Raw genomic sequence first — 20,886 nt, forward strand, 5'->3', positions numbered from 1 at the left:
ATACAATCCCTGATACGGGAGCCTGGCGGAATTGGTAGACGCAGCTGACTCAAAATCAGCCGGCCACTGGTCTTGGGGGTTCAAGTCCCCCGGCTCCCATCCAGAGGCGGTGATGAACACCTACAACCGCTTTCCCCTCACGCTTGTGCGAGGTCGTGGTTGCTGGGTCTGGGATGACCACGGCCATCGCTATCTCGACGCCGTTGCCGGCATCGCCACCGACACCCTTGGGCACAGCGACCGAGCCCTACGCCGCAGCCTCAGCCGTCAACTCCGACGACTCCAGCACGTTTCCAATCTGTACCGGATTCCGGAACAGGAGGCCCTGGCCACCTGGTTGGTGCAGCACAGCTGCGCCGACAGCGTTTTTTTCTGCAACTCCGGAGCCGAAGCCAATGAAGCCGCCATCAAGCTCGCCCGCAAGCACGGCCACCTGAAACGCGGTATCAACCGGCCACGGATCCTCACCGCTTCAGCCAGCTTCCATGGCCGCACCCTTGCCGCGGTGAGTGCCACCGGGCAGCCCCGCTACCACCAGGGCTTTGAACCGATCGTTGAAGGTTTCGACTACTTCCCTTACAACGACATTCATGCCTTCGAGTCCCTGCTCGAACGCCATGAAGCCAATGGGCCGGCGGTGGCGGCTGTGTTGCTTGAACCTCTTCAGGGTGAAGGGGGAGTTCACCCGGGTGATGCCGCTTTCTTCCAGCGCCTTCGTCATCTCTGCTGTGAGCGCAACATCCTGTTGATCCTTGATGAAGTGCAGGTGGGCATGGGCCGCAGTGGTCGGCTCTGGGGCTACGAACAGCTCGGCATTGAGCCGGACGCTTTCACCCTGGCCAAGGGACTGGGGGGCGGCCACGCCATCGGTGCCCTGCTGGTGAATTCCAAGGCGGATGTGTTTGAGCCCGGTGATCACGCCAGTACGTTTGGCGGCAACCCCTTTGCCTGCACCGCTGGACTGACGGTGGCCCGGGAGATCGAACGCAGGGGATTGCTTCGCCATGTGGAGGAGCGTGGCCAGCAGCTGCAGCGGGGACTCGAGGCGCTCGTCGCCCGATACCCCAGGGTTCTGCAGGGAGTGCGCGGATGGGGCCTGCTGCAAGGCCTCGTGCTTCATCAGGACTCTGGTGTCACAGCACCACAACTGGCAAAGGCCGCCATTGAGCAACGCCTTCTGCTGGTGGCCGCTGGTGCGACGGTGCTGAGGATGGTGCCTCCACTGGTGATCTCAGCCCATGAGGTGCGCCAATTGCTCAGACGACTGGACGCGACCCTCGCTGGGCTGAGCTGATCGCCGCGATGGCGGAACAGCAACTGTCGGATCTGATCCCACGCTTTGACCTGCGGGGCATGGATCTGCAACTCGAGCGGATGCGCCATGCCATCCAGGCACTCGGATCGCCCTGTGGTGACATCCCCGCGATTCAGGTGGCTGGCACCAACGGCAAGGGGTCGATTGTCAGCTTCCTGAGCGCAGCACTGCAGCAAGCCAGCATCCACAGCGGCGTGACCACCTCCCCCCATCTAGTGAGCTGGTGTGAACGGATCGCAATCGATGGAATTCCGATCAGCGAGACCCAGCTCCGCCAGCTCCTACTGGCCCAGAAACAGCTCTGCGCCAAACATCAGCTCACCCCCTTCGAACAACTTCTGATCGCAGCCCTGGCGCACTTCCATGTCGAATCGGTGGATCTGCTGGTAATGGAGGTGGGCTTAGGGGGTCGTCTGGATGCCACCACGGCCCATCCCAATCGACCGGTGATCGCCATGGCCAGCATCGGCCTCGACCACTGCGAACACCTGGGATCCACCCTGACGGCCATCGCCGCTGAGAAAGCCGCAGTGATCACCCCCGGTGCTCGGGTGATCAGCGCTGAGCAACCGGAAGCAGTGCGGGATGTGCTGGAGCAGACCTGCAGCGCCAACAACGCCGATCTGCAGTGGGTCGATCCCTTACCCAAAGACTGGTCCCTGGGCCTGGCAGGGGATTGGCAGCGACGCAACGCCGCCGTGGCCCGTGGCGCGTTGCAGGCCCTGGATCGTCTGGGATGGAGTCTTGATGAGGCCACCATCCGGGCTGGATTGGCCCAGGCCCGTTGGCGCGGCCGCCTGCAGACTGTGACCTGGCAGGGCCATCCACTTCTCCTCGATGGCGCCCACAACCCACCCGCCGCGGAGCAACTGGCCCTGGAACGGCAGCGCTGGCAGGGCCAGGAGCAGGGTGTGGTGTGGATCCTTGGAATCCAGGCCCACAAGCAGGCGGTGGAGATGCTGCAGCTGTTGCTGCAGCCGCAGGATCAGGCCTGGATCGTGCCGGTTCCCAATCACCGCAGCTGGACGCGTGACGCTCTCGTGCAAGAGAAACAGCACTGGGGAGACCAGCTCAGGGATGCCAGCAGCGCTGATGATGCACTGAAGCGGATCGAGGAAACCAGTGGCTGGCCTCAGCCGATGCCTGTGCTGGCGGGCTCCCTGTATCTGATCGGGGATCTGCTCGAGCGGCGGCTGGTGCAGGCAGAGTGAGTTCCTCCCGCACCGGATCGATGCTGACCTTGTTGCTGTCGCTGCTGTTGCCTCTGCTGGTCCTCGTGCTGCCCGCCACCGCCCTCGACACCTCCGCTGGCGTTGGCCTGCAGGACCGGGCGCTGTTCCAGGAAACCGTGGACTACACCCTGACCAACCAGAGCGGTGGCGATTTTCACGGTCAGCATCTGGCCAACACCTCCTTTGCCGGTGCTGTGGGCCGAGGGGCGGATTTCAGCGGTGCCGACCTGCACGGGGCGATCTTCACCCAGGGCGCTTTTGCCGAGGCGAATTTCAGCGGCGCGGACTTATCCGATGCACTGATGGATCGAGCCGACTTCGCCGGCACAGATCTGCGCGACGCCGTTCTGACGGGAATCATCGCGTCGGGCAGCAGCTTCAGCGATGCGCGGATTGAGGGAGCTGACTTCAGCGATGCCCTGCTGGATATGGATGACCAACGCCGCCTCTGCCGCGACGCCGACGGGGTCAACCCTGCGACGGGTGTGGCGACCCTGGACAGCCTGGGCTGCTGATCGACTCCAACCAGCCCCTCAGCTTGCCAGGGTTGAGCAGACCATTGGGGTCGAAGCGCTGCTTGGCGGCGACCTGATCGCCATCAACCACTCCGAGTCCACCGTCTTCAACGGTGATCACATGGGGGTTGAACAGAACCGCTCCCACCTCACGGCAGTCCGTCATCAACGCGTCCAGTTGCTCGGCGCTGGTCCAGCGGACCAGGGGGAGCGCCGCCAAACGCGCTGCCCCCTGCTGACGGACCCCTTCCAGATGCCAGAGCAAGGCATCACCCCAACGCTGCTTCAGATGGTCCATAGCCGGCAACTCCGGCTCCGGCAGCAGCATCTGCAGATAAGTCCAGCCGGCATCAGCGGACCGCATGTGCAGCGTGGTGTGGTTCCAACTCAACTCGCGGATCCCCTGGCCCCCGGCCAGATCCTCTGGGCCTAGGTCGTGCAGCACCGCGCCGGATGCCGCAGCCAGTCGGGCCAGGGTGTCCACCCCATCCGGGGCCACCAGCAACAGCAGACGGTGGCCGTTGGGTTCAGGACCACTCCATGGGGGTAGGGAATCCAGAACGGACCTCTCCAGCAGCGTCGCCAGGTGCAGCTCCAGCGCAGAACGGCTGCAGCGCTGCAGCAGGGCCACCGCTGCGCTCCAGGTCTCCACATCAATGCTGATCTGGTGCCAATCCACTACAGGCGCGGTGGCCAACTGCAATCGGGTGACGATGCCGTTGGTGCCGTATGCATGGTTCAAGGCTTCCGCCTCGGTGGCATCCAGTTGCAGACGTCGAGGTGTCGATTCCATCGTGATCACCTCGGCACCCAGCAGATGGCCTGGATCCCGCAGGAAACCCCAGCGGATTGAGCCGATGCCACCGGAACCACCGGCTAAAAATCCACCGATGGATGCGCTGCGCCAGGTGCTGGGCAGCAGTCGTAGCTGGCGGCCATGGGCTCGCAGATGCTGATCGAGATCCCGCATCAGGCAACCGGGCTGAACCGTCACCACACCCGTGGATGGATCCAGGAGCTCCACCTCGCGCAGGGAGCCACAGAGCATGACGACTCCACCCTCAAGCGGGACGCACTGGCCGTAGTTGCCGGTGCCAGAACCACGCAGGGTCAGCGGAACGCCATGGCGTCCGCAGGCCGCTGCCAATCGCTCCACTCCAGCAACAGTGATGGGCCGGACCACAAGATCGGCTCTGCAGGGCGAAAGCCTCGGTTGCAGGATCGGGGAATAGTCGTAGAAATCCTTGGAATAGCGCTGCAGGTCAGCGTCGCCGCACAGCAACTCCAGCTCGTGGTCGGTGGCGAGCTCCGCCGCCAGGGCTGCCAGGGATTCCGAAGACGCCATCACCGTGGTGGACCAACAGGGTGCGGTCTAGCGCCTTCAGGGCTGCCACCAACGACCACCGATCAACACCCGTCGCTGCGGAGGGCAGCGCAGTGCCTCCGACCAACTGTCCGCCTCCAGCACGATCAGGTCAGCTGGCGCACCGGAACCGATCCGTCCGTCCCAGTCCAGATCCATCACAGCGGCGGCGGTGGTGGTGAAGGGCGAAAGGCCCAGGCGTTGCCAGGGGGCCAACTGCGCCAGGGGGAGGCAACTGGCCATCAGAGCCAAGGGGTCGAAGTCTCCCGCTGGAAACCATGGGTCAGCGACGTTGTCGCCACCCACCGCCACCCGAACACCGGCCCTCTGCAGCTGCCGGATCGGAGCGAGCGGCCGGCGCAATGGGGTCGCCTGCGGCGACTGGCCCAGCAACCATCCATTGGTCAGCGGCAGCGCCACCACCTGCAACCGATGCGCCGCCATCCGGTCTGCCAGCCGTTGCAAACGCCTTGGTGACAACAACGCAAGGCTGCTGGCGTGGCTGCAGGTGATCGGCTGATGGCAGGGAACCTGCTCGAGCACCAGCAGCAGTTGCTGCAGCCCATCGGCAGCCCCATGGCTCGCTTCATCGATGTGCAGGTCGACACCACAGCCGAGCTCCTCCGCCAGCCGCAGCATCGCCCTCAGATCACGGCGAACGGATTCACCCCGGCAGGGGGGCACCACAACACCCCCCAGCAATCCCCCACGGGCCGCGACCCGCTGGGCCAGCTGGGCTCCTGCAGAGGTGGCCCAGTGGGCGATCGGCAGCAAGGCCACCAGCTGCAGCTCGACCTGGCCATGCCACTGGCTCTTCAGCGCCTGCAGCGCCTCCCAGCTGGCGTCCGCGCCGGGGCCCAGGCTGTCGATGTGGCTGCGCATGGCCCGCAGCCCGTTCTGACAGGCCCTGCTGATGGCCTTCTCACCCCTGGACAGCACCGACTCCTGATCACGGACGCGGTGCTCGTTCATGTTGGCCTCGAGGGCACCGTCGTAGGTGCCGCTGAGGTTGGGGTGGGCCGTCCAGGTGTAGGCCTTATCGAGGTGCACATGGGGGTCCACCAAGCGCGGCAACACCAGCGCGTTCAGACGATCAACAGGTCTGCTGAGCAGCTCGGGTTCCTGCAGGCGCCCATCAGACCAGGACAACCTGACGGGCGTCAGCCCCTCCGCAGTGACAGCGGGGATGGCCGATCCATGCCGGAGTTGAAGCAGGCTTCGCGGCAGCCATGCCTCGACAGAAGAGGACGCTCCGCTCACTCGAGACTGCCGGCGTCGGTCTTGGTGTGCAGCAGCACAAACTGCCCGGCAACACCGAGGGTCACCACCTCAACCTCCGGCAAGGTCAACCCTGGGAGTAACGGCTGCCCTCCGATCGAGGTGGAGTACAAGCTGGCCACACCGAGATTGCGGCGTGATGTGAAACGAACAGCCAAAGCCGCGAGAGCCGCCTCCTGAGATGCCACCAATCCGGGACAGTCACGGATCCACAGCTGCAGCACCATCGGAAGACCGTCGCCCTGGCACAACTCCGTGGACAGAAACGCGACCAACTGTTTGCCGGCGTGCAGCTCGTAATCATCCACGGAGGGGTTGGTCACCACCAGACCCAAAGCAGCTCCAACCGTGGTGACAACCGCCAGTGCCGCCGCCATGGGAACTTGTCGCTGAAAGACGGAGCGCGGCAACCGGTCAACTGGGACACGAATTGGTAGATTCTCCCTGACGCGGCGGGCGTCGCCAAGTGGTTAAGGCAGCGGCTTGTGGCGCCGCTATTCGGGGGTTCGAATCCCCTCGCTCGCCCTCACCCCCATGAAGAGCATCCGGTGGTGTAACACACTGGAATTGGCTCCGATTCGAATTTGACCGCTACCGCTTCAACCTTTGTTCCCGCTGCAAACGCGCAGAGCCGCGGCAGCTACTGGATCACCACCTTCGGCTGCCAGATGAACAAGGCTGATTCCGAACGGATGGCCGGCATCCTCGAGGCCATGGGGTACCGCGCTGCCGACGCCGAACTGGAGGCGGATCTGGTCCTTTACAACACCTGCACGATCCGCGACAACGCCGAGCAGAAGGTCTACAGCTATCTCGGGCGACAGGCTCAGCGCAAACGGCTTGATCCCAATCTCACTCTGGTGGTGGCGGGCTGCGTCGCCCAGCAGGAAGGGGAATCACTGCTGCGGCGCGTGCCCGAACTCGACCTGGTGATGGGCCCGCAACATGCCAATCGGCTTGAAGTGCTGCTCAATCAGGTGGACAGCGGCCAACAGGTGGTGGCCACGGAAGACCATCACATTCTTGAAGACATCACCACCGCGCGTCGGGACAGCAGCATCTGCGGTTGGGTCAATGTGATCTATGGCTGCAATGAGCGCTGCACCTACTGCGTGGTGCCCTCCGTGCGGGGCAAGGAGCAATCAAGGCTCCCAGCGTCCATCCGCCTGGAAATGGAAGGACTGGCCGCCCAGGGGTACAAGGAAATCACCCTGTTGGGCCAGAATATCGATGCCTACGGGCGCGACCTCCCGGGGATCACACCGGAGGGGCGGCGGCAGCACACCCTGACGGACCTCTTGCATCAGGTCCATGACGTGGAGGGAATCGAGCGCATCCGCTTTGCCACAAGCCATCCGCGTTACTTCACCGAGCGGTTGATCGATGCCTGTGCAGATCTTCCCAAGCTCTGCGAACACTTTCATATCCCCTTCCAGAGCGGCGACAACGACCTCCTGCGAGCCATGGCCCGCGGTTACACCGTGGAGCGGTACCGCCGGATCATCGATCGCATCCGCGAGCGCATGCCCGATGCCTCCTTGAGCGCCGACGTGATCGTGGCCTTCCCTGGCGAAACCGAAGCCCAGTACCAGCGCACCCTTGATCTGATCGAAGAGATCGGCTTCGACCAGGTGAACACCGCGGCCTATTCGCCGCGGCCCAACACCCCCGCTGCCACGTGGGACAACCAATTGCCGGAGGAGGTCAAGGTGACGCGACTCCAGCAGATCAATGCCTTGGTGGAGCGCTGCGCCCGCGAGCGGAATGCGCGATACGCCGGCCGCAGTGAGGACGTTCTGGCGGAGGGCATCAACCCCAAGGATCCCAGTCAGCTGATGGGACGCACCCGCACCAACCGACTGACCTTTTTCCAGGCAACCGGCCCCGATGGCCATCAATACCGTCCCGGCGATCTCGTGAACGTCCATATCGACGCGGTCCGCTCCTTTTCATTGAGCGGAACCCCCCTGCCCCGCACCGGAGAGCGCTGATACCTTTGGCGCCTCGGCGCGGGGTTGTTGAAAGCGATGTCATCCAGCCCAACCACGGTCGGGGTTGTCTTCGGCGGCTGCTCCGGTGAACACGATGTCTCCATCCGCTCCGCACAAACGGTTGTTCATGGCCTGAACCTGGGCACGAACCGCCAGCGCTACCAGCTGGTGCTCATCTACATCGATCGCGACGGCCGTTGGTGGGGACCCGACATCGCCGCCAAGGTTCTGGACAGCGGCAGCCCTCCCTCCAGCGCGGACCTGCCGCAACCACTGCCAGGGCCAGGATTCCGCGGTCTGCCCGCTGGCGCCGACGCCGTGACCATCTGGTATCCGGTGCTGCATGGACCGAATGGGGAGGACGGCACGATTCAGGGGCTGTTCGAAATGATGCAGCAGCCCTACGTCGGAGCCGGCGTTCTCGGTTCCGCCGTCAGCATGGACAAACAGGCCATGAAAGCGGCCCTGGCCGGAGCAGGGCTGGCCCAGGTGCCCTACGTCTGCGCGCAGGCCGAAGACCTCAGCGTGGCGGGCCGCCGGGACGAGCTCCTGCAGAGGATCGAAGCCGACCTGGGCTACCCCTGCTTCGTCAAACCGGCCAATCTCGGTTCGTCGGTTGGCATCAGCAAAGCTCGGAACCGTGAGGAGCTGCTGCAGGGCCTGAGCCTGGCTGCAAGCCTCGATGCGCGCCTCTTGGTGGAACAGGGGGTGCAGGCCCGCGAACTGGAATGTGCCGTTCTCGGAGGACCAACCCTGCGGGCTTCCGTCGTCGGGGAAGTCCGTTTCGATGCGGACTGGTACGACTACGACACCAAATACACCGAAGGACGCAGCACCACGCTGATTCCAGCCCCCTTGCCCGACGACATCGTGAAAACGATCCGGCGCCAGTCCATCCAGGCCTGCGCTGCCGTGGGCGTCACGGGGATGGCCAGGGTGGACTTTTTTTACGAGGAAAGCAGCGGCAGGGTCTGGCTTAACGAGATCAACACTCTTCCCGGTTTCACCAGTCAGAGCATGTACCCCATGCTCTGGGAAGCCTCTGGCGTAACACTCGAGCAGCTCGTGCACGAACTGCTCGAAAGCGCAGGACAATGAGAGGACGAATCCTGCTGATCAGGAGTGAGCGATGAGCCACGGTCTGCTCTGGTTTCCGTTGTTGCTGGCCTTTGTGCTGTTGGCAGCACTGGGCTGGCTGGAACGCCGTCGCCAAACCCTGTTCCGCACCTGGGCCGAAGGAGCGGAATTGGTCAAGTTGGATGGCTGCGGTGGAGCTCAGCTCAAAGATGGTCGCCTGGTGTGGTGTCGCTTCGAGGCAGGCCGGTTCCAGGATCAGGGCGACTTTGACATCTGCCGACTGGAGCTGGTGGAACTGATGGCGCTGGCCTCCGGCGACGCTCCACTGACGGTGGAATCGCAGGGTCCCTGCCGACTGCGACTGGTGGGAACGGATCTGCAAATGGACGTTCCCTTCTCCGATGCCGATCAAGCGCGTCGCTGGGGTGACCAACTGATGGCACGTGCCCGCTGCGATCTTTGAAGTCCATCTCCCCCCAGCTGGAACGGCGGCGGGCGCTGCGCCGCCAGAAACGCCAGCAATTTCTGATTCACACCTGGCGCACCGTGGCTCTGCTGAGCCTGAGCACTGGTCTGGGCTGGTTGCTGCTGCGCTACGGCTGGTCGCTGCAGGGGCTTGATCAGGTCATGGTCCGCGGGACAACGGCCATCAGACCGGAACTGGTGTCCGAGGTCAGCCAGCTCCGTTTTCCGCAACCGCTTCTGGAGCTCAATCCCACCACGCTGGAGCGGACGTTGCGCAGCAACCTCCCTGTTCAATCGGTCCGAGTGAGCCGGCATCTGCTGCCGACGCGTTTGGACGTCGCTCTGGTGGATCAGACGCCGATGGCGCGGGCGGTGCGCCAGAAACCTGGAGGTCTTGAGGCGGGCTTTGTGGATGCGGAGGGGCAGTGGATTCAGATGAACCCTGCAGTCCCCACCGTCAACCCCAGCACATCGATCACGATCAAAGGTTGGACCGCGGAGCGCAGGACGCTGATTGCGTCCTTGCTGCAGCAGCTCAGCCGCCTCGAGGGCAAGCTGCAACGCATCACCCTGCACCCTGATGGCGCTGTCAGTCTTCGCCATCGCACCCTTGGACGGATTGACCTTGGCGATGACAACCAATTGTTGACCCAACAAATGGACGCGATTGTTGAACTGAATCAATCCATACCACCGCATCTTTTGCAGGGGAATGGAGCGGTGATCGACCTGAGCAACCCGGAACGCCCGGAAATTCAATTGCCGGTGAAGCCCGCCGCCACGGCTAACGACGACGACTGATAAGAGAGCAACAGCGTTTGCATCCGATCTGCAGACGGTTGAAGCCTTCAGGGACATAATGCAGCCAAACCACTGCAAATCGGCCTCGACGATGGAGATGGGGAGCAGAACATCGTTTGATGCCACGGGGATCCAGCCCAGCCAGAACGCCAAGATTGAGGTGATCGGAGTTGGCGGGGGTGGCAGCAATGCCGTCAACCGGATGATCCTCAGCGATCTGGAGGGTGTTGCCTATCGCGTGCTCAACACCGATGCCCAGGCCCTGATTCAATCCCAGGCGCAGCATCGCCTCCAACTCGGACAAACCCTCACCCGGGGACTCGGGGCCGGTGGCAACCCAACCATCGGGCAGAAGGCAGCCGAAGAATCCCGCACAGACCTGCACGACTCCCTTCAGGGTTCCGATCTGGTCTTCATCGCCGCAGGCATGGGTGGTGGCACCGGAACCGGTGCAGCACCGGTGGTCGCCGAAGTGGCCCGTGAGGTGGGCGCCCTCACCGTGGGAATCGTGACCAAGCCCTTCGGGTTCGAAGGGCGTCGCCGCATGCGCCAGGCGGACGAAGGCATCGCCCGCCTGGCAGAGCATGTGGACACACTGATCGTGATTCCCAACGATCGCCTGCGCGAAGCGATCGCCGGGGCCCCGCTTCAGGAGGCCTTCCGCAGTGCCGATGACGTGCTGCGGATGGGCGTGAAAGGCATCAGCGACATCATCACCTGCCCAGGATTGGTCAATGTCGACTTCGCCGACGTCCGCTCCGTGATGACGGAAGCGGGAACAGCACTGCTCGGCATCGGCATTGGATCCGGCCGTTCCAGGGCCGTTGAGGCGGCTCAGGCCGCCATCAGCAGTCCACTGCTGGAAACCGAGCGCATCGACGGAGCCAAGGGCTGCGTGATCAACATCAGCGGCGGCCGTGATATGACCCTCGAGGATATGACCACAGCTTCTGAGGTGATCTACGACGTGGTGGATCCTGAGGCGAACATCATCGTCGGTGCCGTCGTCGATGAGGCGCTGGAAGGTGAAATTCACGTCACCGTGATCGCCACCGGTTTTGACCAGGGTCAGCAATACCGCTGTGAGCGCAGTGGTTCCACTGGTCTTGCAACCCAACCACTTCGCCGGGAGATGGAAGAGAACGGCGCCCGGATCCCTGAATTTCTTCGTCAGCGGCAGCAACAGAACACCGATCCGTCCTGACGGAATTGGGTGACCCGGAATCCACGCCTGCTCTGAGCATCCCGTGTGGCTGCTCCCTTCCGGGCCTGACCAGATTTGGGTGTCCGAGCCGCATGGCCCGAGTCCCCTTGATGCTAGCAATGAGCGCTGAGGCCCTATGCGCCCGTGCGTCCAGCTGATCTGATCCGACAGAAGCAGAACGGTCGACCGATCACGATCCTCACGGCCTGGGACAGTATGTCTGCGGCGCTGGTGGAAGCCGCTGGCGCCGATGCTGTTCTGGTGGGTGACTCCCTGGCGATGGTCGCCCTGGGCCATGCCACCACGCTGCCGGTGACGCTCGATCAGATGCGGCACCACACCCTTGCTGTGAGCCGCGGATTCAACGCAGAACCCTCGCGGCAACCGCTGCTGATCTGCGACCTTCCCTTCCTCAGCTATCAATGTGGGCCGGACCTCGCCGTACAGGCGGCAGGAACGCTGTTGAAGGAAACCCCCGCCGCCGCCGTCAAGCTCGAGGGAGCGGAGGCTGAGGTTCTGGCCGCGATCGACCGGCTGGTGCGGATGGGGATTCCCGTGATGGGCCACTTGGGGCTCACACCGCAGGCGGTGCATCGCCTCGGCTATAGGCGTCAGGCTCAAGACCCGGTCAGTCAGGAACGGCTGCTCAACCAGGCGATTGCCTTAGAGCAGGCAGGGTGCTTCGCGCTCGTGCTGGAACATGTCCCCTCGGATCTGGCAGGGGTGGTGCGTCGTCGTCTTCAGATCCCTGTGATCGGCATCGGTGCCGGAGACGACTGCGATGGCCAGATCCGCGTCACCGCAGACCTGCTCGGCCTGACGCAGCAACAGCCACCCTTCAGTCCGGCCTTGATTCCTGGGCAGCAGCTGTTTGTGGAGGCCCTTCGGACGTGGGTTGCTGAACAGACTCCCACCACAACACCACCTCCAGCAGCACCCGATTGCTGAGGGCCATCCCCTCCGGATCCCTGAGTTGCCAGCGACCGGACCGTTTCTGCAGCAGCCCCTGATCCAGAAATGGTTTCCAGCGCTGCTCGAGAGCCGGACCATTGCTGCTGGGTAAGACAACACCCTCCCGACGCCGCAATCCCACGAGCAAAAGATCGTCTAGTGGCATCCCGGCCCCATTCGCCACCGGCGGAGGCATCTCCAGCCAGCTGCGATAGGCATCCCGGGTTCGAGGCCGAGCCAACCGTTCCCCCCGAACAGCCGACGTGGCGCCCATGCCAAAGCCCCACCAGCCGGCACCACTCCAGTACACCCGGTTGTGGCGTGAGGCGTGTCCAGGTCGGGCATGGTTGGAGATCTCATATCGGCTCAGCCCAGCGGCTGCCAGCCGCGCGCTGGTGTGGGCCATCAAACGCACCGCCAGGTCCTCCTCAGGCAGCTCCAGCTGCGCCCGCTCAGCTCTTCGGGCGAAGACTGTTCCAGGCTCAACCGACAGGTCATAGACCGAGAGATGTGGCGCCTGCGACGCAAGGGCCTGGTCCAGCTGATCGTCCCAGTGGTCAAAGGTCTGGCCAGGCAGGTTCTGAATCAGATCAAGGCTCCAGCTCTCCAATTCCCCGTCTCGATGGGCCGCCTGCATCCAGTGGCAGGCCTCCAGCAGGTCAGCCCTCCGATGACGGCGGCCAAGGTCGACCAGAACAGCGTCATCAAAGCTCTGGCCCCCCAGGCTGATGCGGTTCACCCCAGCAGCCAGCACCGCCACGAGTTGGGCTTGATCAAAACTGGCAGGGTCCATCTCAAGGGTGATTTCCGCACCCGGCTGCAGGCCGAATTGCTGACGCAAGGCTGAAAGCAGTGCGCCGATCTGATCCGCCGTCAGCAGGGAGGGAGTGCCGCCACCGATGTAGACGGTCGACAACGGTGGACCACTTGGAGCGGCAGCGATCTCGCGATGAATCAGCTGCAGGTACTCCGCAATGGAGCGGCTGCCCGGACCATCCCTTGCATCCACGCGATCCCCCAGCGGAACCACAGCGAAATCGCAGTAGTAACAGCGGCGATGGCAGAAAGGAATGTGGAGATAGGCGCTGCGGGGAGGAGGTGGATAGGGCATGCTGCGAACGTTCGACCTGAGCTGCCACGACCTGAGCCCATGGTGGATCTGCTCATCCTGCTTCTGTTTGTGGGGTCCGGCGCAGCCGCCGGATGGCTCGGCATTCATCTGCTGCCGGAGCAACTGGTCAACCCGGACACAGATGCTGAACAGTTACGTCTGATCCTTACCGCAGGTGGCGGAGGAGCGGGTCTGCTGGCGGGGCTGGTGTTCAAGCGGCTACGGGTCCGCTTGATGCAGCAGGTGCGGACCATGCCGACGGATCTGCTGGTCAGCAGGGCGGTCGGTCTGATCCTGGGTCTGCTGGTAGCCAATCTGCTGCTGCTGCCGGTGCTGCTGCTGCCGTTTGCCGGTGGGGTGGTGCTGCTGAAGCCGTTGCTGGCAGTCATCAGCAACGTGTTCTTCGGCATCCTGGGCAGCAACCTGGCCGAGGTCCATGGACGGACCCTGCTGCGTCTTCTCAATCCCTCCAGCACCGAAGCCCTGCTGGTGGCGGACGGGGTGCTGACCCCGGCGACCGCCAAAATTCTCGACACCAGCGTGATCATCGACGGACGCATCCGAGGAATGCTCGCCTGCGGATTGTTGGAAGGCCAGGTGATCGTGGCGGAGTCGGTGATCAGCGAGATGCAGCAGCTTTCTGACTCGACCAACATCGAAAAGCGCGCCAAGGGCCGCCGCGGCCTCAAGTTGCTGAAGGATCTGCGCGAGACCTATGGCCGACGGCTGGTGATCAACAGCACGAGATACGACGGAAACGGCACCGATGATCGTCTGTTGCAACTGGCGGATGACACCGGAGGAACCCTGGTGACCGCTGACTTCAATCTGGCGCAGGTGGCCACTGTCAAGAACCTCAAGGTGATGAACCTGAGTGAGCTGGTGATCGCCCTGCGCCCGGAGGTCCAGCCCGGCGACGAGCTCAATCTCAAGATCGTGCGCGAAGGCAAGGAGGAGAGCCAGGGGGTGGGCTACCTCGATGACGGAACGATGGTGGTGGTCAACGACGCCAAGCCCCTGATCGGGCAGCGCAAGCCGGTGGTGGTCACCGGCGCCCTGCAGACCCCAACGGGTCGGATGGTCTTTGCCCGGCTCGGAACCGGAACATCAGCCGCAGGATCAAAGGTGAAAAGCAAGGGCAAACCGTCCAGACCGAACAGCCCCAGGACCGAAGGCCCCCGCTAGGCTCCTGCCACACGAGCCGAAGCGCGGTAGATGACGACGTCAGCCCCCTATTACGGCGATAGCGCCGTGATGCGGACTCCCCCTCCAGATCTTCCTTCCCTGCTGTTGAAGGAACGGATCGTTTATCTGGGACTCCCCCTGTTTTCGGACGACGATGCCAAGCGTCAGATGGGGATCGATGTCACCGAGCTGATCATTGCTCAGCTTCTTTATTTGGAGTTCGATAACCCCGAGAAGCCGATTTACTTCTATATCAACTCCACGGGAACCAGCTGGTATTCGGGTGATGCCATCGGCTTCGAGACCGAAGCTTTCGCCATCTGCGACACCCTCCGCTATGTGAAGCCGCCGGTGCACACCATCTGCATCGGCCAGGCCATGGGAACGGCTGCGGTGATTCTCTCTGCCGGCACCAAGGGGCAACGGGCAGCCCTCCCCCATTCCTCGATCGTTCTGCATCAACCCCGCAGCGGCGCCCAGGGGCAGGCAACGGATATCCAGATCCGTGCCAAGGAAGTGCTGCACAACAAGCAGGCCATGCTTGAAATTCTCTCCACCAACACCGGGCGTTCGGCGGAGGAGTTGAGCAAGGATTCCGACCGGATGAGCTACCTGACTCCCGATCAGGCTGTGGAGTACGGCCTGATTGACCGGGTGCTGAGCAGCCGCAAGGAGCTGCCCACCAGCCCGGCCATCTGATTCATCCCCTTCCGTTTCCTCACGTTTCCCTCTCCTCTGACCCATGCCGATCGGTACTCCCAGCGTTCCCTACCGCCTTCCCGGCAGCCAGATGGAGCGCTGGGTCGACATCTACACCCGCCTCGGGGTGGAACGGATCCTGTTTCTTGGCTCCGAAGTCAATGACGGCATCGCCAACAGCCTGGTGGCTCAGATGCTCTACCTCGACTCAGAAGACAGCAGCAAACCGATCTATTTGTACATCAACTCTCCCGGCGGCTCGGTCACGGCAGGCCTCGCGATCTACGACACCATCCAATACGTCAAGAGCGAGGTGGTGACCATCTGCGTGGGCCTGGCCGCCTCCATGGGTGCTTTCCTGCTGGCAGCGGGCACAAAGGGCAAGCGGGTCGCGCTGCCCCACAGCCGGATCATGATCCACCAGCCCCTCGGGGGAACCAGTCGCCGTCAGGCCAGCGACATCGAGATCGAGGCCCGCGAAATTTTGCGGATGAAGGAGATGCTCAACCGCTCCCTCTCCGACATGAGTGGCCAGAGCTTTGAAAAAATCGAGAAGGACACCGACCGGGACTACTTCCTCAGTGCCGAGGAAGCCAAGGAGTATGGCCTGATCGACCGGGTGATCTCCCACCCCAACGAAGCCTGACCTCGTGGTCGGCCACTGCGTAAGCTCGTGCATCGCACAGCTCCGCACGCCCGCCCCCGGATGGCCCAGCTCTTTTACGACTCCGATGCCGATCTCGGTCTGCTGAATGGCAAGACCGTGGCCATCATTGGCTATGGCTCCCAGGGCCACGCCCATGCCCTGAACCTGAAGGACAGCGGGGTGAATGTGGTGGTTGGCCTCTACGACGGCAGCCGCTCCGCAGAGAAGGCCAAGGCCGATGGCCTTGAGGTCCTCAGCGTGGCCGACGCCTCAGCCAAGGCCGACTGGGTGATGGTGCTGCTGCCGGACGAATTCCAAAAGGACGTCTACGAAAAGGAGATCGCCCCTCACCTCAGTGCCGGCAAGGTCCTGAGCTTCGCCCACGGGTTCAATATCCGCTTCGAGCTGATCAAGCCCCCCGCCGATGTGGACGTGGTGATGATCGCCCCCAAGGGCCCTGGCCACACCGTGCGCTGGGAGTACCAGAACGGTCAGGGTGTTCCTGCCCTGTTCGCGATCGAGCAGGACGCTTCGGGCAACGCCCGCGGTCTGGCGATGGCCTACGCCAAGGGCATCGGCGGCACCCGTGCCGGCATCCTCGAAACCAACTTCAAGGAAGAAACCGAGACTGATCTGTTCGGCGAACAGGCCGTGCTTTGCGGTGGTCTGTCCGAGCTGGTGAAGGCCGGTTTCGAGACCCTGGTGGAAGCGGGTTACCAGCCTGAGCTGGCCTACTTCGAGTGCCTCCACGAGGTGAAGCTGATCGTGGATCTGATGGTGAAGGGAGGCCTGACCTCCATGCGCGACTCCATCTCCAACACCGCCGAGTACGGCGACTACGTCAGCGGCCCCCGTCTGATCACTGCCGACACCAAGGCCGAGATGAAGCGGGTTCTGGCCGACATTCAGGACGGCACCTTTGCCAGGAACTTCGTGGCCGAATGTGAAGCCGGCAAGCCTGAGATGAAGAAGGTGCGGGACCGCGACTCCCAGCATCCAATCGAAAAGGTGGGCAAGGGCCTGCGTTCGATGTTCAGCTGGCTGAAGGACGCCTGAAGCCGTGCCTCTCCAGCCCGATGTCCTGGCGGTTGCCGCCGCCATCGGGCTGGACTGGTCATTGGGAGACCCGTGCTGGATACTGCATCCGGTGGTGGTCATGGGCTGGTGGATCCAGACCCTGCGACGCATCCTGGAGCCCTGGGCGCAGGACTCCCCCTGGAGACTTCGCCTCAGCGGCGGATTCATCACCCTGGCCCTGGTGTGCGGCAGCGGACTGGTGGGCTGGGGTATGGAATGGCTGAGCCGGGCTGCTGGCCCGTGGGGATGGCCTGTGCTGGTGGTCGCCCTGGCCAGCGCCCTGGCCGGTCGCAGCCTTCATGGCAGCGTCATGACGGTGCTTCAGGCCCTGCCTGACGCGGCAACGGATGAGCCCACACTCGCGCGGCAGAAGCTCAGTTGGATTGTCGGCCGTGATGTGAGCCAGCTGGACCGGGTGGGCATCCTGCGGGCCTGTGCTGAAACCGCGTCAGAGAACGCCGTGGACGGGCTGTTCGCACCGCTGTTCTGGATGGCTGCAGGCTGCCTGCTCTGGCGCCTGAACCCGGCCGGACCAGGACCACTGGCGCTGGCCTGGATGTTCAAGGCCTCCAGCACCCTCGATTCCATGCTCGGTTACCGCCGTGGACTATTGCGCTGGCTCGGAACCGCCGGTGCCCGGCTTGATGATCTGCTCACCTGGCTGCCCTGCCGTCTGGTGATGCTCACCCTGCCGCTGGTGAGCGCCCCCTGGAACCGCTGGTTTGCGCTGGTGCGAGCAGCGGAACGGGATGGAGCCCCGGATCCCTCCCCCAACGCCGGTCGCTCGGAAGCGATCTATGCCCATTGCGCTGAAGTTCGGCTTGGCGGCCGCAATAGATATGGCGCGACATGGGTCGAAAAACCTTTACTGGCAGCCGATCGGCCGGAACCCGACCGCCAAGCCATCCAAAGGATCCTCAGCCTGACGATTCGGCTTGAGCTGCTGTGGATCGTGCTGCTGGGGCTGATTCAGTAGGCGCCGCGGTCCATCGGCAGCAGCAACACCCCGAAGGTGCGCAGGATGATGGCCAGATCGAGCTTGAAGGAGCGACCCCTGGCGTAAGCCAGGTCCAACTTGACGCGTTTCTTGTAACTGAGGTTGTTGCGACCGCTCACCTGCCAAAGCCCTGTGAGCCCTGGACGCACCGAAGCCACTTCATCCATGTAGTCGCCGTAGCGCACCAGCTCCTTGTCCACGATCGGCCGGGGGCCCACCACGCTCATCTCACCACGCAGCACGTTGAGGAACTGCGGCAGTTCGTCCAGGCTGGAACGGCGCAGAAAACGGCCGATGGAAGTGATGCGTGGGTCGCGCTTGAGCTTGAAGTCCCGTTCGTATTCGGCCCGGAGGGCTGGATCCTCCTCAAGCACCTTGGCCAGAACGGCATCCGCATCCGGACGCATCGTGCGGAACTTGATGCATCCGAAACGCTGGTAACCCCGGCCAACGCGCCGTTGCACATAGAAGATCGGCCCTGGCGAGCTGAGCTTCACCAGCAGGGCCAGAAACAGCAGGACTGGGGAGCCAAGGCCCAGAACAGCCAGGGAGAACAGGATGTCACCACTGCGTTTCAGGCCGCGTCCCATGCGGCTCTGCTGGCGGATCAGAGTGCCGGCCGGCAACAGCGAAGCCGGCGCCGAAATCACGGCCAGATGCGGCTTGTAAGAGCTTCGACCGATGGCCCGCCCGGCAGCCTGTCGCAAGGAAGGGCGGGGGGCCGTGGTCAAAGACTCAACTTGCGTCTCATCACACTCAACGTCACAGCTGCAGGGCTGGCATCTCAGCGGGGTCACTCGCTGCAACGGCACAGCGGCCCTGATGGGCCGTCCAGGCCTGTCGCAACGTCGCCTCAAAACGGGTCTTGAAGGCTTCCGGTCGGAACCGCTCCGCCCATTGCCGGATCGCACCGGCATCCAGCTGACGCCAGATCCGGTTCTGCTCAAACCAGCTCACCGCTTCCATAAGGGAGCCGACGTTCTGATCAGGGAACAGCACACCCGTGGCCTGCTCGAGACCGCCCGTGGCGCAGCGCACGGTATCCAGCAGCCCTCCGCGGCCAAGGCCGATCACCGGGGCTCCCGCCGCCATCGCCTCCACCGGGGCGATGCCGAAATCCTCCAGACCGGCGTAGACAAAAGCCCGACAGGAGGACATCAGGGCTTCCACCTGCTCCTGGCTCTGCCGCCCCAACAGGGTCACCGTGGGACCCGCGAGGGCCTCCAGCCGCTCCCGCTCCGGGCCGTCACCCACCACCAGCAACGGCAGCCCCAGGCGATTGAAGGCCTCCACCACCAGATCCACACGCTTGTAGGGCACCAGCCGGCAGAGGCAGAGGTAGCTGTCGTCGCGCGCTCCATCCCAGCGGAAACGCTCCACCGCAACCGGTGGGTGCAACACCTGGGCCTGACGCCCCCAGAACTTCTGAATGCGGCGGGCGGTGAAGCGGGAATTCGCCAGCAGGTGATCCACCCGCTGGGCGCTGAGCTGATCCCACTGGCGCAGGGCATGCAGCTGCCAGCGAATCAGAGGGCCAAACCCCCGCCGTGCCAAGGCGGAACGGCTGAGGTAGGCATGCATCTGATCCCAGGCGTAGCGCACGGGTGTGTGGACGTAGCTGAGATGCAGCTGATCCGGAGCCGTCATCACCCCCTTGGCCACCAGATGACTGCTGCTGATCACCAGCTCGGCATCCCCCAGGTCGATCTGCTCAATGGCCAGGGTGAGCAGCGGCAGATATTGCTGGACGTGGCTTACGCCCCAGGGCAATTGCTGAATCGGGCTGGTGCGGATGTGGCGCCCGAACAGCCAGCTGCCGGGACGTGCTGACTCGCCATCCACCAGCGCCGCCAACTGCGGCGTGCGTTGAAGGCTACAGAGCAGGGCATCGATGGCCTGAACCACCAGCTCCGCACCACCGGTGGACCGTGGCGAGAACCACTCATGGGCCAGGGCGATGCGCCGCGGTAGATCCTCCTTCGCTGGAGCCATCACAGCGCAACCCACCCAACGCAACGAAGTCTCTCAGCCCATTGCGGCGCCGGCGCCTGGTGACGATGCTTGCGGCATGTCCAGCACGAACACCACGATCAACCTCCTGCTCGAGGAGGCTCTGAATGAACCGGACATCGGCACCACGAACCGGTTCCGATGGCATGCCACTGCGGTGGGGATCGCTGCGCTGTGGACGGACGAGTCATCTCCTACCACACCACCGTTTGAGGATGCCCTGCAGGAGGGACTCAAGGTGGGGCTGGACCTCAGTCGCGAGGAACGGGAATTCCACCAGGTGCAACAGGGCCTGGTGCTGCTGTTTCACTCCTGATCAGAACGGAGAGGGTGGGATTCGAACCCACGAGGGTGTGACCCCTACACGATTTCGAGTCGTGCGCAATCAACCGGACTCTGCCACCTCTCCACACGCCAGACCGGCGTGGTCAGACTCTAAAGGCCAACCTCCATTCCGCCTCCCGCCAACCAGCGGCGCTGGACGCGATTGGGCTGGAACCCAAGCCAGGTGCCATCAACAGGACCGAGCCTGCGCTGACGTTGCAGGGCCAACAGGGCCTGGGGCCGAGGCAGCAGGCGCCAGCGCAGTTGACCGATCCGCAGCAGCATGGGCTGGCCACGGTCCGCGAGCAGCTCCAGGGACAGGCCATCGCTGCGAAGGCGCTGACCAAAGGCAAGACCGGCGCGACCCTGATGGGGGGCGACCACGCGATGCCCGAGCCCCTGCCAGCAGGCCATCACCTCACTGGCTACAGGATCCAGCAGCAACACCCAGTCCAGGCGCCCATGGCCATGGCCCGCCGCCAGGCGGCGGGCCATCCGGCAACTGCTGGCACCAGCGGTCAGACTGACCAGAGCAGCGCGGCCCTGATGCCGGGCCAACAGCCAGTGCTGCCGGCCGCGTTGAACTGCCACTACGCCATCCGCCAGCTGAACACGCCCGTGCACCAGCACGGCCATCAGCACGGA

The 20,886-nt window shown here is 63.7% G+C and carries 22 protein-coding genes, 3 tRNA genes and 1 other RNA gene; 17 read left to right on the forward strand and 9 right to left on the reverse strand.

Annotated features, from left to right (window positions below; translation table 11 throughout):
• Positions 1-16: 16 nt before the first annotated feature.
• The 4 genes from SynA1528_RS08215 (at position 17) to SynA1528_RS08230 (ending at position 3,062) form a co-directional block, all read left to right on the forward strand.
• Positions 17-99: transfer RNA gene (locus SynA1528_RS08215), tRNA-Leu, on the forward strand.
• Between the two features lie 13 nt (positions 100-112).
• On the forward strand, positions 113-1,294 hold the full coding sequence (locus tag SynA1528_RS08220) for an aspartate aminotransferase family protein (protein ID WP_186586347.1): 1,182 nt from the start codon (positions 113-115) through the stop codon (positions 1,292-1,294).
• A gap of 8 nt (positions 1,295-1,302) precedes the next feature.
• Positions 1,303-2,526 (forward strand): bifunctional folylpolyglutamate synthase/dihydrofolate synthase, encoded by a 1,224-nt coding sequence (locus tag SynA1528_RS08225; protein ID WP_186586348.1) that lies wholly within the window; start codon positions 1,303-1,305, stop codon positions 2,524-2,526.
• A 20-nt stretch (positions 2,527-2,546) separates the two neighbouring features.
• On the forward strand, positions 2,547-3,062 hold the full coding sequence (locus SynA1528_RS08230) for a pentapeptide repeat-containing protein (protein ID WP_186588357.1): 516 nt from the start codon (positions 2,547-2,549) through the stop codon (positions 3,060-3,062).
• Here SynA1528_RS08230 and SynA1528_RS08235 read toward each other — a convergent pair.
• The 3 genes from SynA1528_RS08235 to SynA1528_RS08245 all read right to left on the reverse strand — a co-directional run bounded on the left by SynA1528_RS08235 (position 3,016) and on the right by SynA1528_RS08245 (position 6,113).
• The gene (locus SynA1528_RS08235; protein WP_186586349.1) at positions 3,016-4,407 is read right to left on the reverse strand and encodes an FAD-binding oxidoreductase; all 1,392 of its coding nucleotides are present in this window, start codon (positions 4,405-4,407) and stop codon (positions 3,016-3,018) included. The genes SynA1528_RS08230 and SynA1528_RS08235 overlap by 47 nt on opposite strands.
• A gap of 36 nt (positions 4,408-4,443) precedes the next feature.
• Positions 4,444-5,574: an amidohydrolase family protein gene (locus tag SynA1528_RS08240; protein ID WP_353616599.1), complete on the reverse strand. Its 1,131-nt coding sequence runs from the start codon at positions 5,572-5,574 to the stop codon at positions 4,444-4,446.
• A gap of 107 nt (positions 5,575-5,681) precedes the next feature.
• On the reverse strand, positions 5,682-6,113 hold the full coding sequence (locus SynA1528_RS08245) for a DUF4359 domain-containing protein (protein ID WP_286187784.1): 432 nt from the start codon (positions 6,111-6,113) through the stop codon (positions 5,682-5,684).
• A 42-nt stretch (positions 6,114-6,155) separates the two neighbouring features.
• On the opposite strand from SynA1528_RS08245, the gene SynA1528_RS08250 reads away from it, so the two are divergent.
• The 6 genes from SynA1528_RS08250 to ftsZ all read left to right on the forward strand — a co-directional run bounded on the left by SynA1528_RS08250 (position 6,156) and on the right by ftsZ (position 11,241).
• Positions 6,156-6,228 (forward strand) — tRNA-His (locus tag SynA1528_RS08250).
• 59 nt (positions 6,229-6,287) lie between these two features.
• Entirely contained in the window at positions 6,288-7,694 is a 1,407-nt protein-coding gene (gene miaB, locus SynA1528_RS08255; RefSeq protein WP_186586351.1) for a tRNA (N6-isopentenyl adenosine(37)-C2)-methylthiotransferase MiaB, read from the forward strand.
• A 36-nt stretch (positions 7,695-7,730) separates the two neighbouring features.
• Positions 7,731-8,792: a D-alanine--D-alanine ligase family protein gene (locus tag SynA1528_RS08260; RefSeq protein ID WP_186586352.1), complete on the forward strand. Its 1,062-nt coding sequence runs from the start codon at positions 7,731-7,733 to the stop codon at positions 8,790-8,792.
• A gap of 31 nt (positions 8,793-8,823) precedes the next feature.
• The gene (locus SynA1528_RS08265; RefSeq protein WP_186586353.1) at positions 8,824-9,234 is read left to right on the forward strand and encodes a hypothetical protein; all 411 of its coding nucleotides are present in this window, start codon (positions 8,824-8,826) and stop codon (positions 9,232-9,234) included.
• The gene (locus SynA1528_RS08270) at positions 9,231-10,037 is read left to right on the forward strand and encodes an FtsQ-type POTRA domain-containing protein (RefSeq protein WP_286187785.1); all 807 of its coding nucleotides are present in this window, start codon (positions 9,231-9,233) and stop codon (positions 10,035-10,037) included. The genes SynA1528_RS08265 and SynA1528_RS08270 overlap by 4 nt, the downstream gene beginning before the upstream one ends.
• Before the next feature lie 91 nt (positions 10,038-10,128).
• Complete coding sequence (ftsZ, locus tag SynA1528_RS08275) at positions 10,129-11,241, forward strand: cell division protein FtsZ (protein WP_186586354.1); 1,113 nt, start codon at positions 10,129-10,131, stop codon at positions 11,239-11,241.
• Between the two features lie 7 nt (positions 11,242-11,248).
• Here the strand turns inward: ftsZ and ffs are convergent.
• Positions 11,249-11,346: signal recognition particle sRNA small type (gene ffs / locus SynA1528_RS08280), an RNA gene on the reverse strand.
• A gap of 39 nt (positions 11,347-11,385) precedes the next feature.
• Here ffs and panB point away from each other — a divergent pair.
• Entirely contained in the window at positions 11,386-12,189 is an 804-nt protein-coding gene (gene panB, locus SynA1528_RS08285) for a 3-methyl-2-oxobutanoate hydroxymethyltransferase (RefSeq protein ID WP_186586355.1), read from the forward strand.
• Here the strand turns inward: panB and hemW are convergent.
• On the reverse strand, positions 12,080-13,303 hold the full coding sequence (hemW, locus tag SynA1528_RS08290; RefSeq protein WP_186586356.1) for a radical SAM family heme chaperone HemW: 1,224 nt from the start codon (positions 13,301-13,303) through the stop codon (positions 12,080-12,082). The two genes, panB and hemW, sit on opposite strands and share 110 nt — an antisense overlap.
• A 39-nt stretch (positions 13,304-13,342) precedes the next feature.
• Between hemW and SynA1528_RS08295 the strand changes: the two genes are divergently transcribed.
• The 5 genes from SynA1528_RS08295 to cbiB are packed head-to-tail and all read left to right on the forward strand — an operon-like array spanning position 13,343 to position 17,886.
• Positions 13,343-14,488, forward strand: a complete 1,146-nt coding sequence (locus SynA1528_RS08295) for a PIN/TRAM domain-containing protein (protein WP_186586357.1) — start codon at positions 13,343-13,345, stop codon at positions 14,486-14,488.
• Positions 14,489-14,518: 30 nt separating this feature from the next.
• Complete coding sequence (locus SynA1528_RS08300) at positions 14,519-15,187, forward strand: ATP-dependent Clp protease proteolytic subunit (RefSeq protein WP_186586358.1); 669 nt, start codon at positions 14,519-14,521, stop codon at positions 15,185-15,187.
• A gap of 43 nt (positions 15,188-15,230) precedes the next feature.
• Positions 15,231-15,833: an ATP-dependent Clp protease proteolytic subunit gene (locus SynA1528_RS08305; protein WP_011363833.1), complete on the forward strand. Its 603-nt coding sequence runs from the start codon at positions 15,231-15,233 to the stop codon at positions 15,831-15,833.
• A 60-nt stretch (positions 15,834-15,893) separates the two neighbouring features.
• Positions 15,894-16,889 (forward strand): ketol-acid reductoisomerase, encoded by a 996-nt coding sequence (gene ilvC / locus SynA1528_RS08310; RefSeq protein ID WP_186586359.1) that lies wholly within the window; start codon positions 15,894-15,896, stop codon positions 16,887-16,889.
• Positions 16,890-16,893: 4 nt separating this feature from the next.
• Positions 16,894-17,886 (forward strand): adenosylcobinamide-phosphate synthase CbiB, encoded by a 993-nt coding sequence (gene cbiB, locus SynA1528_RS08315; protein WP_186586360.1) that lies wholly within the window; start codon positions 16,894-16,896, stop codon positions 17,884-17,886.
• Here the strand turns inward: cbiB and SynA1528_RS08320 are convergent.
• On the reverse strand, positions 17,880-18,638 hold the full coding sequence (locus tag SynA1528_RS08320; protein WP_186586361.1) for an undecaprenyl-phosphate galactose phosphotransferase family protein: 759 nt from the start codon (positions 18,636-18,638) through the stop codon (positions 17,880-17,882). The genes cbiB and SynA1528_RS08320 overlap by 7 nt on opposite strands.
• Positions 18,639-18,669: 31 nt before the next feature.
• Positions 18,670-19,899 carry a glycosyltransferase gene (locus tag SynA1528_RS08325; RefSeq protein ID WP_186586362.1) on the reverse strand — a complete coding sequence of 410 codons (1,230 nt, stop codon included), beginning with the start codon at positions 19,897-19,899 and terminating at the stop codon, positions 18,670-18,672.
• A gap of 76 nt (positions 19,900-19,975) precedes the next feature.
• Here SynA1528_RS08325 and SynA1528_RS08330 point away from each other — a divergent pair, with 76 nt between their 5' ends.
• Positions 19,976-20,233, forward strand: a complete 258-nt coding sequence (locus SynA1528_RS08330) for a DUF8674 family protein (RefSeq protein ID WP_186586363.1) — start codon at positions 19,976-19,978, stop codon at positions 20,231-20,233.
• A 6-nt stretch (positions 20,234-20,239) separates the two neighbouring features.
• On the opposite strand, the gene SynA1528_RS08335 is transcribed toward SynA1528_RS08330, so the two are convergent.
• Positions 20,240-20,326: transfer RNA gene (locus tag SynA1528_RS08335), tRNA-Ser, on the reverse strand.
• Between the two features lie 26 nt (positions 20,327-20,352).
• Complete coding sequence (locus tag SynA1528_RS13280) at positions 20,353-20,877, reverse strand: hypothetical protein (protein ID WP_286187786.1); 525 nt, start codon at positions 20,875-20,877, stop codon at positions 20,353-20,355.
• Between the last annotated feature and the right edge of the window lie 9 nt (positions 20,878-20,886).

Source organism: Synechococcus sp. A15-28 (genome assembly GCF_014280175.1).
Classification (GTDB): domain Bacteria; phylum Cyanobacteriota; class Cyanobacteriia; order PCC-6307; family Cyanobiaceae; genus Parasynechococcus.